A 14,055-nucleotide genomic window follows, 5' to 3' on the forward strand; every position below is an offset into this window, starting at 1 on the left:
CGGTCGAGGGCTTAACCAAGTTGGTTTAGGTAAGAAAGAGGAAAGCGGCAGAAGCCGTAACGGATGGAAGGTAGAGATACCGGTAGATATGATTCAGTGTGTGGTTTTGAGGGTACATACCCTATGATCCTTGATAGCTCAGTCGGTAGAGCACGCGGCTGTTAACCGCGGTGTCGTAGGTTCGAGTCCTACTCAGGGAGTTTACTTTTGATAATATAATAAGGCCCCATGGTCAAGCGGTTAAGACATCGCCCTTTCACGGCGGTAACACGAGTTCGAATCTCGTTGGGGTCATTGTGTCTGATAATAAATATTTATTTTGGACCTTTAGCTCAGTTGGTTAGAGCAACCGGCTCATAACCGGTCGGTCCTGGGTTCGAGTCCCCGAAGGTCCACTAACTCTGAACTAAATATTTGATTATAATTTTGGCCTGGTGGCTCAGCTGGTTAGAGCGCCGCCCTGTCACGGCGGAGGTCGTGGGTTCGAATCCCATCCGGGTCGTTGACATCTTTCAAAAAAAGATGTACAATTAGTAACAACTTTATATTTATTCCCTGGGATCTTAGCTCAGCTGGGAGAGCATCTGCCTTACAAGCAGAGGGTCATAGGTTCGAGCCCTATAGGTCCCACTTAGAAGATATTTTTATCTTCATGCCGGCGTGGCGGAACTGGCAGACGCACAGGACTTAAAATCCTGCGGGCCTAATCGCCCGTACCGGTTCGATTCCGGTCGCCGGCATTTTAAAGGACAATCTTATTGTGATTGTCCTTTTTGCGTTATATGAATAAAATTTTAATCTCATTATTTTAGGGAAATGTGTCACAAACAGCCGGGGTGGCTGTCTAACTACATAAAAGGACATTTTATTTGGAGGTATGAGATGGAGAGAGAAGAAATCGACCGTATGGTAGATCTCGCGGTGAACGGGGATCAGAATGCAATGGAGAGCCTGCTTGTGGAAGTCCAGGACCGGGTGTTTAATATTTCACTCAGGATGCTGGGAAGTGTTTCGGATGCAGAGGACGCCAGCCAGGACATTTTACTGCGTGTTATGACGGGACTGCCGGGGTTCAGGAAAGAAAGCAGTTATTTCACATGGGTTTACCGAATTGCGGTTAATTACTTAATTAATTATAAAAAATCTATGTTTGCCCAGCATCCGCTGGATTTTGAATTTTATGGAAGAGACATTGAAACAGGCTCTTTAGATTTTCATGAGGAATTATACGAGGAACCGGATAGGGAACTGCTGGCGGAGGAGTTAAAACTTTCGTGTACGAATGTGATGCTGCAGTGTTTAGATCCGCAGAGCCGGTGTATCTTTATACTGGGGACCATGTTTAAATTAGACAGTCGGATGGCTGGAGAAATTCTGGATATGAGTCCGGAAAATTATAGAAAAAAACTGTCCAGAATCAGGAAAAAGGTGGGAGATTTCCTGTCTCAGTATTGTGGGCTTACGGAAACAGGTATGTGTTCCTGCCGAAAACGGGTTGGATATGCCATATCACAGCATAGGATTAATCCGGAAAGACTGGAGTTCGGTAATTTGAAACGGCTGGACAGCGGAATACTGGAAACGGTTAAGCAGGAGATGGAGACTATGGATGCGGCATCGCTTATATTTTCGAACATGCCGGAATACAGGATTTCGGATAAAGCTAAGGAATTCATAGAGAAAATGATAGGGTCAGAGTCAATGAAAATAATTGCTGCCAATACAAAATGATTTTTATATCCACATAAATGATTTTTTTAGCAAGGCTCCCATTTATGCCTCTTTATTTGATATATTTGCTGCATAGTATCAAGTAATTTAAGGAGGTTATAATTTATGAGAAAGCCATATAGAAACAGGAAAAATAAGAAAAAGTGGGGGACAAAAGCGGCCGCTTATGCAGTGGCACTTTGTTTATCGGTAAGCGGTGCGCCTTTAAATGCGGCAGCTGAAGAAATTGTGGACGGAATCGGCCAAGCCAATGAAACTATTACCGGCAGTTATGATGTGACTGAGGAAGATAAGAAGGCTGAAACGGAAAATGGAGAAGAAGCCGAAGTGGATGCTGGAAAAAGTGAAGGGGCTGGGGCGGATGAAGAGACCGTAGGGACAGGAACAGATAACGAAAGCGGGGAAGACGCCGGAACGGATAATGAGAATAAAGGCGAAGCCGGAGTAAATAACGGGAATGAAGATGAAAATGATGAAAAAGCAGAACCTGATTTAGAACCTGGAACAGGCTCGGAGACCGATGATAAAGCTGATTCTGATTTGGAATCCGGAGTGGGTTCGGAGACCGGCGAAAAAGCAGAAACTGATTTGGAGCCCGGAGCGGGCTCGCAGCCCAATGAAAAAACTGATTCTGATTTAGAATCCGAAACAGACACGGAAACGGATGAAAAAGCAGAGAAAGATGCAGAAGAAGGAAAGTTAGAAAATGATCTGCCGGTGGAGACAGAAAAAAGTAAGGATGAATTAAAAACGGAGAATATTTCCAATGCAATTCAGCCCCAATTATTGAATATGGCGGAATTTAAAATACCAGAACCCAAGGCAGATTTAGAACCCCTTTTAATGCAGGATGATGATGGCAGTATGAAGTTTAGTTTATCTCCTTTCGGATATGATGTGAAGGGCTATAGCGCTTCAGACGAAATCAGAAGTTCATTGGGGGGTATGGAGTTTGGTTATTGCAGAATGATCAGACAAGTGATCTGATATTTTCAGACGGTAATATGAAGAGTACAAAGGGAGATTTAAAAGTTTTCCTCAGGGCGAAAATTGAAATAATAAATGATTTGTCTTATGTCAGATTAATATATTACGTCGAAAATACAAATGCAGATGAAGCGGTTACATTTTCCCTTGGAAGCGCAGCGGATACATGCGTGGGAAATGATGATCATGCAGCGGTCAGGCGTAGTGATGATGGGATATTAATGCTGGGACGTGATTACTCTTCAGATAATCGTGAAGAATATAAACTTGCATTTTCTGTTACAAATGATGAAGAAAGTGATGCTGATGTTGACAGATGGTGGTACGGACGGTATTATGATCGGACAGAAAATATATTTACCGGGGAATTGCCAACAGAGGAGCTAAATGGTGTGGACAGTGGTATGGCCTATTCCTGGATAGACCAGACATTAGAAGGCGGTCAAACGGCAAAGTATTCTGTCCTGTTTGGAATTGGAAGTATAGAGGATTATGCAGAACCGGAACAAAAGCCGGAACCGGAACCGGAACCAATACCAACTCCGACCCCTGCGCCTTCTGATCAGGAATCATCCTATGAAAGTGAAGACAGTGAGGATCACGATGATACGGAGTATTGGGCCGTAAGGGATGGCAAATGGACATTTACCAATGGGGTCTCTTACAGAAATCAGTGGGGATATTTATATTATAATGGGGCATATGGATGGTATTTCTTTAATCAGGACGGGTTTATGGAAACTGGATGGCATACGGATCAGGATGGAAGAAAATTCTATCTGAATCCGTTCATAGACGGAAAACAGGGAATGATGTGTACCGGATGGAATCTGATTGACGGCAAATGGTATTATTTCAGCATGGAAGACGGAGCCGGAATGGGGCAGCTTTTGGTATCTGCGACTACGCCTGATGGATATGAAGTGGATGAAAACGGGGAATGGATTAATTGATGAATGGATGAATTGGTATGTCGGGAAGTGCAGGTATATCAATCTGCAGCACGGAAGAGGAACCCTTCAGGTTTCTCTTCCGTGTTTGCTTTTACCGGAAAATGAACGCTTCGTATTGCTGATTATTGGTACTCTATATTTGCTTCCATAAAACAATGGAGACTTCAAATTCCTCGTTATCAGGCCTTAGATAGAACTGGCCGCCGTTTTTTTCTACGAGGCTGCGGACGCTGGCAAGGCCGATTCCCGGCCCTTCGTGCTTGGTGGAAGCAATATGATATTCCGAAGCAGAAAATACGCCGTTCCAGCTGTTCTTTACGGTTAAAAGAAGGTTTCCTTTTGAGATTTTTGAATATACCTTTATGATGCGTTTTTCTTTGGGAAGCTTTACGGAAGCCTCAATTGCATTTTCCAAAAGGTTACCGAATAAAATGCCCAGGTTCCAGGCTTCCAGTTTCAGGGCGGGCGGCAGAGATACTTTTAATTCCATAGGAACCTCTTTCTGCACGGCAAGCCTGAAATAGTAGTTCAGGACAGCGTTGGCAGCTTGATTTTCACAGAGATTTGTCTGTGTGAATTGTTTGGTGTTGTCATCACAGCCTTTTATATAATTTTCTAATTCATCGTATTCATGTTGGCTGGCCAGTTCCCCAATTGTATTCAGATGATGACGGAGATCAGATACCGATTAAGGTACGAGAAAGGAAAAAAATCAGGGAAAAATATTTTCATTATCTATTGGAGAGGGAGTGGAGCACAGAGGGATGATTCTGATTTTTTAACCGAACATTTCTTTTTCCTATCGGTGCAAAATATGTAACTTTGTGTTAGAATAGAGGAAAAGGAAGAGGAGGGTGATATCTATGAGTCATGTGATAACCATAAGCCGTGAATTCGGCAGCGGCGGGCGGGAACTGGGACTTCGTCTGGCAGAGAAGCTTGGGATTCCGTTCTATGATAAAGAACTGATTTATGTGGCGGCTAAGGAAAGTGATATTGCAGAGGATGTATTTCATGAGTATGAGGAGTCTGTGGATCACGTGGAGATTCCGGCCTATACTCCGTTTTCCAATATTTATCAGGTTCCTATGTCGGATCAGATATTCCTGGCACAGGGCAGAGCCATTAAGAAGCTGGCGGGTGAAGGTCCTTGTGTGATCGTAGGGCGTTGTGCGGATATGGTTTTAGAAGACAGCGTGAACCTGTTTATCTGTGCGCCTATGAAGAAGAGGCTGGAGCGGATGCTGACCATAGAGAAGGGGGCAGAGCCCAGAGAGATGGAACGCAGAATCCGTGAGATTGACAGAAAGAGAAAAGATTACTATCAGTATTATACTGGCAATACCTGGGGGAGGGCGCCGCATTATGACCTCTGCCTGAATACGGGAAAAGCAGGGATTGCAGGATGTTTGGAAACTGTTTTGGCATATCTGGACACATTGGAGAAATGATGTTCTTTTGAAACGTGTGTTTGAATAAGGGAGAAATATGGAGATTCAGTTATACTATACAGAGCGTGGGGAAGGGGAACCGCTGGTGCTTTTACATGGCAACGGTGGAAACTGCGGCTATTTTAAGCATCAGCTGGAGCACTTCTCTAAGGAATATCATGTGATTGCCATTGATACCAGAGGACATGGGCGTTCGCCCAGGGGAACGAAGCCGTTTACGCTGAAGCAGTTTGCCAAGGATCTGAAGGCATTTCTGGATGAAAAAAAAGCTGAAACGGGTGAATCTTCTGGGGTTCAGCGACGGCGGGAATATCGCCCTTATTTTCGCGCTTAAATATCCGTCCTATGTAAAGCGTTTGATTCTAAACGGAGCCAATCTGTATCCCTCCGGCTTAAAACTGAGGTATCAGGCTGAAGAATATGTAGATTTTATCAGGCTTTTGATTCGAGGGAAGGATGAGAAGTCAAGGGGTGAGGCCACCAGGCTGGAATTGATGAAGATTATGATTGAGGAACCGCATATCAAGGTGGAAGCGCTTCATAAACTCAGGATGCCGGTTCTCGTCATAGCGGGAACGGACGATATGATCCGGACCGGGCATACCAGGAGGATTTATCGATCGATTTTAAACGGGCAGCTGGCTCTGATCGAAGGGGATCATTTTATCGCGGCGAAGAATCCGGGTGGGTTTAATGAGGCGGTGGAAAACTTTTTGAAAACTTTTTGAAAAATGCTTGACAAAAAAACAAAAATAGATTAAAATCTGTAATGTTGCAGCAGTGAGTTGCAGCATTACAAAATATGTGTGTGTAGCTCAGCTGGATAGAGCACTTGGCTACGGACCAAGGTGTCGGGAGTTCGAATCTTCTCACGCACGTATAGGAAAAGCCCTGGATCGTTGATCCGGGGCTTTTTATTGTGCGCCTGTCAACTACGGCGCCTTTTTAGATTATGGCAAGTGCGATTGGTAAGCTGCGGCAATTTGTGTATGTTCCGGGGGGAGGCTATTTAGCTCCTCCTTTTTGTTCACGTGTTTGGCATATTGTGACGGCGGTATTCCAACCATGGACTGAAAAACCTTACAGAAATAGTTGGCATCGTTAAAACCGCAAACCATAGCTGTAAAGGATACACTGCAGCCGTTTCTAAGTTCATGTTTGGCAAGGATTATCCGAAGCTGGTTGATATAAGTGCGGAGATTGATTTTCATTCTCTGGTTAAATGTGTGGCTGACATAAGAATGGGAATAATTGCAGGCCCGGGCAATTGAAGTGACATTGAGACCGGGATCCGTATAACAGCGGTATATGTATTTCTGGATATTCTCAAAACCGATATCAGTCACATTTTGGGATTCCTTATATTTTTGCACCCGGCCGGTATAGGGACGGAAAACTTCGGCTAAGTATCTGGCAATAAAAACAATAACTATTTTACAGTCTTCAGATGGAGGTGCTGCGCCTACAGTTCCGGCGAAACACTGAAGCAGAGTGGATTCTTCAAGACCGAAACGGTTGCTTAGGGCAGAGATGCGGCTGGCAGTAAAACTGTAATCGGAGCAGTAATGTCCGACAGATATGGAACCGATACAAAGTTCATCAATTATAATCGGAACAGAATATTCCGATATGCCGAGGAAACAGGGCCGGCAAAATGGAGCATATGTCCGTTCACAGAACCGTTGGTGGATGTCTGCGCATTGAACACATCGTGCGTAAGCCGCCGAATTCTGCTTAACGGCAGTGCAAAAAGCGCTGTGATGTCCGGTATAGGCCAGAAGAGCTGCGCCGACGGTTGGTTCCCAGTTTAAAAAACCAACAAAATCTTTCAATACGAAACCACTGCACAAATGATCCAGAGTATTTAAAAGTGGTGTCAAAAGTTCTTTAATATCCATACAGTCCCTCCCCCTTATAAAACATATAAATCAGATAATATCATTATAAGTAAAGAATAGTTGCGAGGCAATAGAAATGCATTTATTTACTGGTAGACAGCATATTATTACAGGTAAAATTACTAAAATAATGATAATATTTATTTGTAAGATATAAAAAATAACAAAAGTACCTGACACGTAAAAGATCTGCAGGCTTTGATGTGTGAAAGGAACTCAAAAAAGAGGAGGAAAATTCATTAATGAAAAAGATTTTCACTAATTTGTTGTGTATGGCAGTAGTTATTTCTATGACAGCCTGCAGCTCCGGTACGTCAGGTGACACGAAACAGACTGCGGAAATAAAAGAAACTGTTTCCAGTTCGGCAGCGGAAAAAACGGAAGCGGGGGAAACCGCAGCGATGGAAACGATGGCCGACGGCGAACCCAAATACATCGACGAAAACGCCGCAGAGCTGACCGGTACTGTAAGACTTTTGACTGCGTTTAAAGGATCTTTGGGAACGGATGACTTAATTGCTGCATTTAATGAGTATTATCCAAACGTGAATGTAACTTATGAGATTTATACCAACAATGCTGATGGTAATTTAAGCGCCAATACCAATATTCAGGCCGGGGTAACGGATGTTATTCTGAGCTTTGGCACACATAATACCGCATTCCGCTGGGAAAACGGTATGTTAATGGATATTACGGATCGCCTGGCAGCAGATAATCTGGATTTGGTAAAGGAATGGGGAACGGATGCTTATACGTACAATAATCGGATCTTTTGCTTCCCTTCAGGTGGATTGTCCATCTTTGTGGCACTTAATATGGATATGTGGAATGAAGCGGGATTGGGTGATATTCCGGTTTCCTGGACATATGACGAATATATGGAAGCCTGCCGGAAAATGACAAAAAAAGACGGTTCCGGCGCTGTTGCCGTATATGGCGGCACTGATTTTAATCAGAGAGATTACTGGACTTATTCCATGCGTCAGACTAAGGGAGTTGATGCGTTTTATAATGCGGAGGGAAAGGCGGATTTTACCAGCGGCCTGGCGGAAACTATTATTCAGCGGGAATTGGATGCAGAGGCGGAAGAGATTTGGTATCCGAAGATCAACCTGATTAAAGACAGCGTTAAAGCGCGTGACATGTTGTGGTCCGGTAAAGCGGCTACTTGTGTGGAAAGTATTCTAACCCGTTTTGTCATGGATAAGGAAAATTATCCTCACGATTTTATACTTGGTTATGCCCCATATCCTGTTAATAAAGAAGGGGAGACTAACTATGCACTGGGAAATATGCCGAACTCCTTCTATTGTGTTACAAACAATGCCCAGGATCCGGATGCAGCATATGCATTTGCAAAATTTGCTTCAACCTTGGGTGGAAAATACCTTTATGCAGCAGGGCACACAACAACATGGACCGGCACTGATGCGGATGAAATTGTAGATCTGGTATTTGGAAGCCGTGAAAATGCTGAAAAGTATATTGATGTGGATTCTTATATCGCTAATGTTTTAGCAGTGGGGCAGCCGGCATACCACGAAGAAGTTATTACGGCTTACAGTGAGATCGCTTCCCTGATCGATGAGTATACGGACTATATTCTGAGCGGTGAGATGAGTGTCAGGGATGGCCTGCAGCAGCTGAACGATGCCGCAAATCAGGCAATTGAGGAAAGTGAATGATAATGCAGCCTGAATCTTGATTTTACCAACGGGGCCGTGCGCGGGAACTGCCTGACATGGCTCCGTTTGTTATGGAGGAAACGATGAAAAATAAAACAAAGTTAACGATGACCGGTTATGTATTTTTGGCTCCGGCGCTTATTATATTCATTATTTTTGTGCTGATTCCAGTTATTACATCAATAATTTTGGCGTTTACCAAGTGGAATTTCTTCTCAGGAGTTCAGGGACTTAAATTTATTGGATTGAGAAATTTTAAAAAACTGTTTACTTCAGACCGGTCTTTTATGACAGCGCTGATTAATACCATTGTATATGCAGTGGCGACAGTTCCGGCCACAGTGTTTTTTGCATTAATTTTTGCACATATTGTAAACGGGCGGGTCTATTTTCAACGTTTCTTCCGCCTGGCATTTTTTGTGCCGTACATTTCCAATCTGGTTGCCTTGGGCGCAGTATTTAAGTTCCTGTTTCGTTCAGACGGACCGATTAACCAGATCTTAACTCATGTGTTCCATGTTCAGAATGTGCCGGATTGGCTGGTTTCCACCAGCCTGTGCAGGATTCCGATTATCTGTGTTATGGTTTATTCAGGAATTGGTTTTTGCCTGATTGTCTATATTGCAGCATTGAAAAATGTTCCGATGGAATTATATGAGGCCGCCAGGGTTGATGGGGCATCTGCATGGAAACAATTTTCGGCTATTACTGTGCCGATGATTTCACCAACAACCTTTTATCTGATAATCGTGCGTCTGATTAATGCATTCCAGGTCTTTGCGGCCATTAATATCATATCGGACGGAGGAAAATCTTCCGGCAGCGTCAGTCTGGTTGTTTTGGTTTATGAAGAAGCATTTAAAAATTATAATTTTGGATACGCAAGCGCCGAAGCATGGATATTGGTTATATTTATCCTGGCGGTTACTCTTGTAAATTTCGGACTACAGAAAAAATGGGTTCATTATTAAGGGAGGCTTTCATATGAACAAAAAAAATATAAACTTGGGAAAGATTCTCCTGACAGCGGTTGCTGCAGTTATGGCGGTAGGATTTATGCTTCCGCTGCTATGGATGGTATCCTCATCGCTGAAGTCTTCCATGCAGGTATTTGAGTCACCGTTTCGGTGGATTTCCGACCGGATACGCTGGGATAATTTCATGCAGGTCTGGATAAATTCCGAACTGCCGTTTTGGAAAATGTTTTTAAATTCTCTGACGATTTCCTGTATCAGTGTGGTAGGGCAGCTGCTTGTTTCTTCAATGGCGGCTTATGCGTTTGCCAAGATTGAGTTTAAGGGGCGCAATATTGTTTTTATGCTGATGCTGGTTACGATGATGATTCCGGTGCAGGCGTTGATTATACCGAGGTTTATGCTGTTCCATATTCTTGATTTATATGATACGTTATGGAGTATTATTCTTCCCAACTTTTTTAATGTTACGTCGATTTTTCTTCTGCGCCAGTTTTATCTGTCTGTACCGGATGATATAGCGGAAGCTGCGCTGATCGACGGTGCGGGCCATTTCCGCATATGGGGGCAGATTATGGTTCCCTTAACTAAGAATGGCCTGATATCCGCAGCTATCCTGGCGTTTATTAATTCATGGAATGAGTATTTAAGCCCGCTGATCTTTCTTCCCAGCACAAAGAATTTTACAGTTGCGTTGGGAATCCGCTGGTACTTAAACGATACGGCCAGAGAATACAATTTAATGATGTGCGCTGCAGCAAGTACGATTATTCCTGTTGTTGTTCTTTATATTTCAGCACAGAAATATTTTGAAGACGGCATTGCCACTGCCGGAGTTAAGGGGTAGGGATTGCAGGGAAAGGAGTCTTATTAAAATGAATAAACAAAAACCAAATGTTATTCTTATATTAACGGATGACCAGGGATATTGGTCTTTGGGATGCAATGGAAACAAGGAGATCAGAACTCCCAACATTGATGCGCTGGCATCCGGAGGAGTTAATTTGAGCAATTTTTTCTGCGCCTCTCCTGTCTGTTCCCCGGCAAGAGCCTCTCTGCTGACAGGCTGTATTCCCTCACAGCACGGAGTGCATGACTGGATCCGAAAGGGCGCCGGAGAAGTTCATGGCGATGCCCCTGTTAAGTATCTGGAAGGAATTACCGGATATACGGAGCTTCTGGTATCCGGCGGATATACCTGCGGCATCAGCGGAAAATGGCATTTAGGTGCTACCGGCTATCCGCAGAAGGGCTATTCTCACTGGTTTGTAACTTTAGGAGGAAGCGGTACCTATAGAGATGCGGAGGTTTATCGGGGGTCTGAGAGAATTAAAACAGAAGGATATTTAACGGATGTAATTACGGAAGATGCCCTGTCCTTTATTGATGAATGTGCCGATGAGGATAAACCGTTTTATTTAAATCTTACCTATACGGCCCCTCACAGTCCGCATGTGGATCAGCATAAAGAAGAATACGTAAAATATTATAAAGAGAACTGTACATTTGCGGATGTTCCCCAGCATCCGAGAAGCGGATGGAGCATCCATCATCCTCATGATATTGCTTATAGCCTGACATTTGCTTCCAAAGAACGGGAGTATCTGACAGTACGCGATCTGCTGGCCGGATATTATGCCGCCGTACAAGGAGTTGATGACGGGGTTGGCCGCCTGGTGGAAAAGCTGGAGGAACGGGGAATCCGCGATAATACCTTGATTATCTATACAAGCGACAATGGTTTTAACTGCGGGCAGCATGGCATCTGGGGCAAGGGCAACAGCACGATGCCGCTGAACCTGTTTGACACCTCCGTAAAAGTCCCATGTATATTTAATTTGCCGGGGAAAATACAAGGAGGATGTGAGAATGACAGTCTGCTCAGCGCTTATGATTTTATGCCGACGCTGCTTGATTTTCTTGGGATCGAAAACCCAGAAGCCGGAAAGCTGCCTGGACGGAGCTTTTTGCCGCTTCTACAGACCGGCAGCAGCCGGGTTTATCATGAAAGCATTACGGTTTTTGATGAGTACGGCCCCAACCGAATGATCCGTACAAAAAAATGGAAATATATCCACCGTTATCCATATGGCCCGAATGAACTCTATGATTTGGAAAATGATGGAGGAGAGCTGTTTAACCTTCTCGACGAAAACCGGTATTTTCTATATGGACCTAAGTTCCTGGAAGAAAAAGAGGCAGAGATGAAAGCCCAGCTGGATGAGTGGTTCTTAAAATATGCGGAGCCGCAGATTGACGGCAGGAAAGAGCCGGTATGCGGGCGCGGGCAGTTGTGTAAGGTTGGTGCATCTTCCGAAGGAAAGCTGACTTTTCAGCCAGCCATGGAAGTGGAATATTCAAGATAGCAGGGGGAAGAAGATATGAAGCAGTATATCAGGGAGACGCCGGCGCCGTCAAAGAATCCGCCGGTACGTCTGCATTATGAAGTGGTGTTTGTCGGCGGCGGATTGAGCGGACTGTGCGGAGCCATTGGCTCTGCCCGCCAGGGGGCTAGGACGGCCCTTATACAGGACAGAAGCGTTTTTGGCGGAAATGCAAGTTCTGAAACGAGAATGCATGTTTCCGGCGCTTCCTGCCACTGGGGAAAAAAAGATGCAGCTGAAACCGGAATTTTAATGGAACTTCAGCTGGAAAATAAATATTTGAATGACAGCTATAACTACTCTCTTTGGGATGGGGTTCTGTGGGCAGCCGCAAAAGAATGTGAAAATCTGGACATTTATATGAATACGTCCATGTACAAAGTCAATTCCGACGGAAAGACCATACAGTCTGTTTTATGTTACCAGATGAATACGGAAATCTGCTTTGAATTTACGGCAGAAGTTTTTGTGGATACGACAGGAAATGGTACTCTTGGCTATTTTGCAGGTGCGGAATACTGCATCGGGCGGGAAGCGGGATGCGAATATGGGGAAAAAGATGCGCCTGTGCAGCGCGACGGCGAGACCATGGGAAATACGATTTATTTTGTTGCAGAAGATAAAGGGCATCCGGTCCGTTTCCGCAAACCGGAGTGGGCGTATACATTTGATGAAAGCGATTTTGTACACCGCTATCACGGGGACATCGTGGTTTACCATGATGCAGATGATGTGGTTGTCTTAAAACCGGACGAAGACTATGAAGACCACCAGGATCAGCTGGTGGAAAAATATGATGTGGAATCAGGATATTGGTGGATTGAACTGGGCGGAGACTGGGATGACATCATCCGTCAGGCCGAAGATATCCGTTACGAATTATACCGGACGGTTTACGGCGTATGGGATCATATAAAAAATGGGGGCGGCCACGGCGCGGAAAACTATGAACTTGTTTGGGTTGGATCAGTTGCCGGAAGCCGTGAAAGCCGCAGGCTGATGGGGGACGAGGTCTTGACCGAAAATGATATTCTCACAAACCGGGTATTTGAAAACGGAATTGCTTACGGCGGCTGGCCGATGGACGAGCACACAGCCGGAGGTTTCAGGGCAAAGGGGCAGATTCCGTCTAAGGTGCGTTCTTTCCCTGGTTTCTATTCGATTCCTTACGGGTGCTATTGTTCAAAAACTATTTCTAATCTGATGATGGCGGGACGCAATATCTCAGCAACGAAGCTGGCAATGGGATCTGCCCGGGTTATGGGAACCTGTGCCGTTGGAGGAGAGGCGGTCGGAATCGCAGCTGCCGGGGCGGCTAAACTTGGGATGACGCCCAAGGAGTACGGTAAAACACATATACAGGAACTGCGTCAGGAATTACTAAAAAATGATTTATATATCATGGGCTGCCGGAATGAAGATAAGAAGGATGCTGCGCGAACGGCCATTATTTCAGCTTCTTCTGAGAAAAAGGGCTTCGAAGCTGGTCTGGTGGTTTCCGGCGTGACTCGGAGAGAAGGCAGCTGCAGCAATATGTGGAGCTCGGACGGCATATCTTCACAGGGGGAATTTTTAAGGCTGAAGCTTTTAAAACCAGTGCCGGTTAAGGAAGTCCGTTTAGTTTTGGATCCTGATTTATCAGAGGAACGGTGCATCTCCGTCTCTAAGGCATTTTTGGATAAAGAACCTCTTGGCGTAGCTCGGGAACTGCTGAAGGATTATACGGTTAAATTCCTTATGGATGGGAAAACGGCGGCGGATGTGGAAATCCGTGATAATTACCAGCGCCTAAACCGCATTGTCCTGCAGGAAAATGTCCTGACAGATACTGTGGAGATACGGATACATGAAACGAATGGCTGTCAGGATGCACATATTTATGAAATCAGGATTTATGGAGCCGAAACGAACGAATGATGTCAAAGCATATGTAACAGTTCAGCCTTCCGATGCCGCAGCAGGCACAGACATCGGAAGGCTGAACTGTTA

General features: G+C 44.6%; 13 protein-coding genes and 7 tRNA genes. 18 read left to right on the top strand and 2 right to left on the bottom strand.

Translation table 11 applies throughout. The features are described 5' to 3' along the window. The first annotated feature begins 127 nt into the window (after positions 1-127). The 9 genes from C0033_RS23265 (at position 128) to C0033_RS23305 (ending at position 3,671) form a co-directional block, all read left to right on the top strand. Positions 128-200: transfer RNA gene (locus C0033_RS23265), tRNA-Asn, on the top strand. Between the two features lie 22 nt (positions 201-222). Next, positions 223-294, top strand: a tRNA-Glu gene (locus tag C0033_RS23270). A 27-nt stretch (positions 295-321) separates the two neighbouring features. Continuing rightward, positions 322-395 (top strand) — tRNA-Ile (locus C0033_RS23275). A gap of 33 nt (positions 396-428) precedes the next feature. Continuing rightward, positions 429-502 (top strand) — tRNA-Asp (locus C0033_RS23280). Between the two features lie 55 nt (positions 503-557). Further along, positions 558-630 (top strand) — tRNA-Val (locus C0033_RS23285). Positions 631-654: 24 nt separating this feature from the next. After that, positions 655-740 (top strand) — tRNA-Leu (locus tag C0033_RS23290). A gap of 142 nt (positions 741-882) precedes the next feature. Continuing rightward, complete coding sequence (locus C0033_RS23295; protein ID WP_103230242.1) at positions 883-1,731, top strand: RNA polymerase sigma factor; 849 nt, start codon at positions 883-885, stop codon at positions 1,729-1,731. Between the two features lie 105 nt (positions 1,732-1,836). Then, positions 1,837-2,718, top strand: coding sequence for a hypothetical protein (locus tag C0033_RS23300; RefSeq protein WP_103230243.1), 882 nt, complete (start codon positions 1,837-1,839; stop codon positions 2,716-2,718). 17 nt (positions 2,719-2,735) lie between these two features. Beyond that, a complete protein-coding gene (locus C0033_RS23305) occupies positions 2,736-3,671 on the top strand; it encodes a hypothetical protein (RefSeq protein ID WP_146043808.1) in 936 nt (311 codons plus the stop codon). 133 nt (positions 3,672-3,804) lie between these two features. Here the strand turns inward: C0033_RS23305 and C0033_RS23310 are convergent, their stop codons facing one another. Beyond that, positions 3,805-4,161 (bottom strand): GHKL domain-containing protein, encoded by a 357-nt coding sequence (locus tag C0033_RS23310; protein ID WP_103230245.1) that lies wholly within the window; start codon positions 4,159-4,161, stop codon positions 3,805-3,807. Positions 4,162-4,534: 373 nt separating this feature from the next. Here C0033_RS23310 and C0033_RS23315 point away from each other — a divergent pair, with 373 nt between their 5' ends. The 4 genes from C0033_RS23315 (at position 4,535) to C0033_RS23325 (ending at position 6,000) form a co-directional block, all read left to right on the top strand. Next, entirely contained in the window at positions 4,535-5,122 is a 588-nt protein-coding gene (locus C0033_RS23315) for a cytidylate kinase-like family protein (protein WP_103230246.1), read from the top strand. A gap of 37 nt (positions 5,123-5,159) precedes the next feature. Beyond that, positions 5,160-5,456 carry an alpha/beta hydrolase gene (locus C0033_RS27715; protein WP_278320776.1) on the top strand — a complete coding sequence of 99 codons (297 nt, stop codon included), beginning with the start codon at positions 5,160-5,162 and terminating at the stop codon, positions 5,454-5,456. Beyond that, a complete protein-coding gene (locus tag C0033_RS23320) occupies positions 5,380-5,850 on the top strand; it encodes an alpha/beta hydrolase (RefSeq protein WP_278320777.1) in 471 nt (156 codons plus the stop codon). Before C0033_RS27715 ends, C0033_RS23320 begins: the two co-directional genes overlap by 77 nt. A gap of 76 nt (positions 5,851-5,926) precedes the next feature. Next, positions 5,927-6,000: transfer RNA gene (locus tag C0033_RS23325), tRNA-Arg, on the top strand. A gap of 72 nt (positions 6,001-6,072) precedes the next feature. Here the strand turns inward: C0033_RS23325 and C0033_RS23330 are convergent. Then, on the bottom strand, positions 6,073-7,020 hold the full coding sequence (locus C0033_RS23330) for a helix-turn-helix domain-containing protein (protein ID WP_103230247.1): 948 nt from the start codon (positions 7,018-7,020) through the stop codon (positions 6,073-6,075). Positions 7,021-7,292: 272 nt separating this feature from the next. Here C0033_RS23330 and C0033_RS23335 point away from each other — a divergent pair, with 272 nt between their 5' ends. The 5 genes from C0033_RS23335 to C0033_RS23355 all read left to right on the top strand — a co-directional run bounded on the left by C0033_RS23335 (position 7,293) and on the right by C0033_RS23355 (position 13,983). After that, positions 7,293-8,708 carry an extracellular solute-binding protein gene (locus C0033_RS23335; protein ID WP_180994866.1) on the top strand — a complete coding sequence of 472 codons (1,416 nt, stop codon included), beginning with the start codon at positions 7,293-7,295 and terminating at the stop codon, positions 8,706-8,708. An 83-nt stretch (positions 8,709-8,791) separates the two neighbouring features. Next, on the top strand, positions 8,792-9,679 hold the full coding sequence (locus C0033_RS23340; RefSeq protein ID WP_180994867.1) for a sugar ABC transporter permease: 888 nt from the start codon (positions 8,792-8,794) through the stop codon (positions 9,677-9,679). Positions 9,680-9,692: 13 nt separating this feature from the next. Next, positions 9,693-10,529, top strand: a complete 837-nt coding sequence (locus C0033_RS23345) for a carbohydrate ABC transporter permease (protein ID WP_103230250.1) — start codon at positions 9,693-9,695, stop codon at positions 10,527-10,529. A gap of 28 nt (positions 10,530-10,557) precedes the next feature. Beyond that, positions 10,558-12,048, top strand: coding sequence for a sulfatase-like hydrolase/transferase (locus tag C0033_RS23350; protein WP_103230251.1), 1,491 nt, complete (start codon positions 10,558-10,560; stop codon positions 12,046-12,048). Between the two features lie 15 nt (positions 12,049-12,063). Beyond that, positions 12,064-13,983, top strand: a complete 1,920-nt coding sequence (locus tag C0033_RS23355; protein WP_103230252.1) for an FAD-dependent oxidoreductase — start codon at positions 12,064-12,066, stop codon at positions 13,981-13,983. Positions 13,984-14,055 lie beyond the last annotated feature (72 nt).

Origin of the sequence: Clostridium sp. chh4-2, from assembly GCF_002899675.1 — a bacterium.
Taxonomy (GTDB): domain Bacteria; phylum Bacillota; class Clostridia; order Lachnospirales; family Lachnospiraceae; genus CHH4-2.

What these genes read in the sequence shown, in the direction of transcription:
- C0033_RS23335 (WP_180994866.1), top strand. Translation starts at nt 7,293, where the DNA reads ATGGCAGTAGTTATTTCTATGACAGCCTGCAGCTCCGGTACGTCAGGT.
- C0033_RS23330 (WP_103230247.1), bottom strand. Translation starts at nt 7,020, where the DNA reads ATGGATATTAAAGAACTTTTGACACCACTTTTAAATACTCTGGATCAT.
- C0033_RS23340 (WP_180994867.1), top strand. Translation starts at nt 8,792, where the DNA reads ATGAAAAATAAAACAAAGTTAACGATGACCGGTTATGTATTTTTGGCT.
- C0033_RS23345 (WP_103230250.1), top strand. Translation starts at nt 9,693, where the DNA reads ATGAACAAAAAAAATATAAACTTGGGAAAGATTCTCCTGACAGCGGTT.
- C0033_RS23295 (WP_103230242.1), top strand. Translation starts at nt 883, where the DNA reads ATGGAGAGAGAAGAAATCGACCGTATGGTAGATCTCGCGGTGAACGGG.
- C0033_RS23300 (WP_103230243.1), top strand. Translation starts at nt 1,837, where the DNA reads ATGAGAAAGCCATATAGAAACAGGAAAAATAAGAAAAAGTGGGGGACA.
- C0033_RS23320 (WP_278320777.1), top strand. Translation starts at nt 5,380, where the DNA reads ATGAAAAAAAAGCTGAAACGGGTGAATCTTCTGGGGTTCAGCGACGGC.
- C0033_RS23350 (WP_103230251.1), top strand. Translation starts at nt 10,558, where the DNA reads ATGAATAAACAAAAACCAAATGTTATTCTTATATTAACGGATGACCAG.
- C0033_RS23310 (WP_103230245.1), bottom strand. Translation starts at nt 4,161, where the DNA reads ATGGAATTAAAAGTATCTCTGCCGCCCGCCCTGAAACTGGAAGCCTGG.
- C0033_RS23355 (WP_103230252.1), top strand. Translation starts at nt 12,064, where the DNA reads ATGAAGCAGTATATCAGGGAGACGCCGGCGCCGTCAAAGAATCCGCCG.
- C0033_RS23305 (WP_146043808.1), top strand. Translation starts at nt 2,736, where the DNA reads ATGAAGAGTACAAAGGGAGATTTAAAAGTTTTCCTCAGGGCGAAAATT.
- C0033_RS27715 (WP_278320776.1), top strand. Translation starts at nt 5,160, where the DNA reads ATGGAGATTCAGTTATACTATACAGAGCGTGGGGAAGGGGAACCGCTG.
- C0033_RS23315 (WP_103230246.1), top strand. Translation starts at nt 4,535, where the DNA reads ATGAGTCATGTGATAACCATAAGCCGTGAATTCGGCAGCGGCGGGCGG.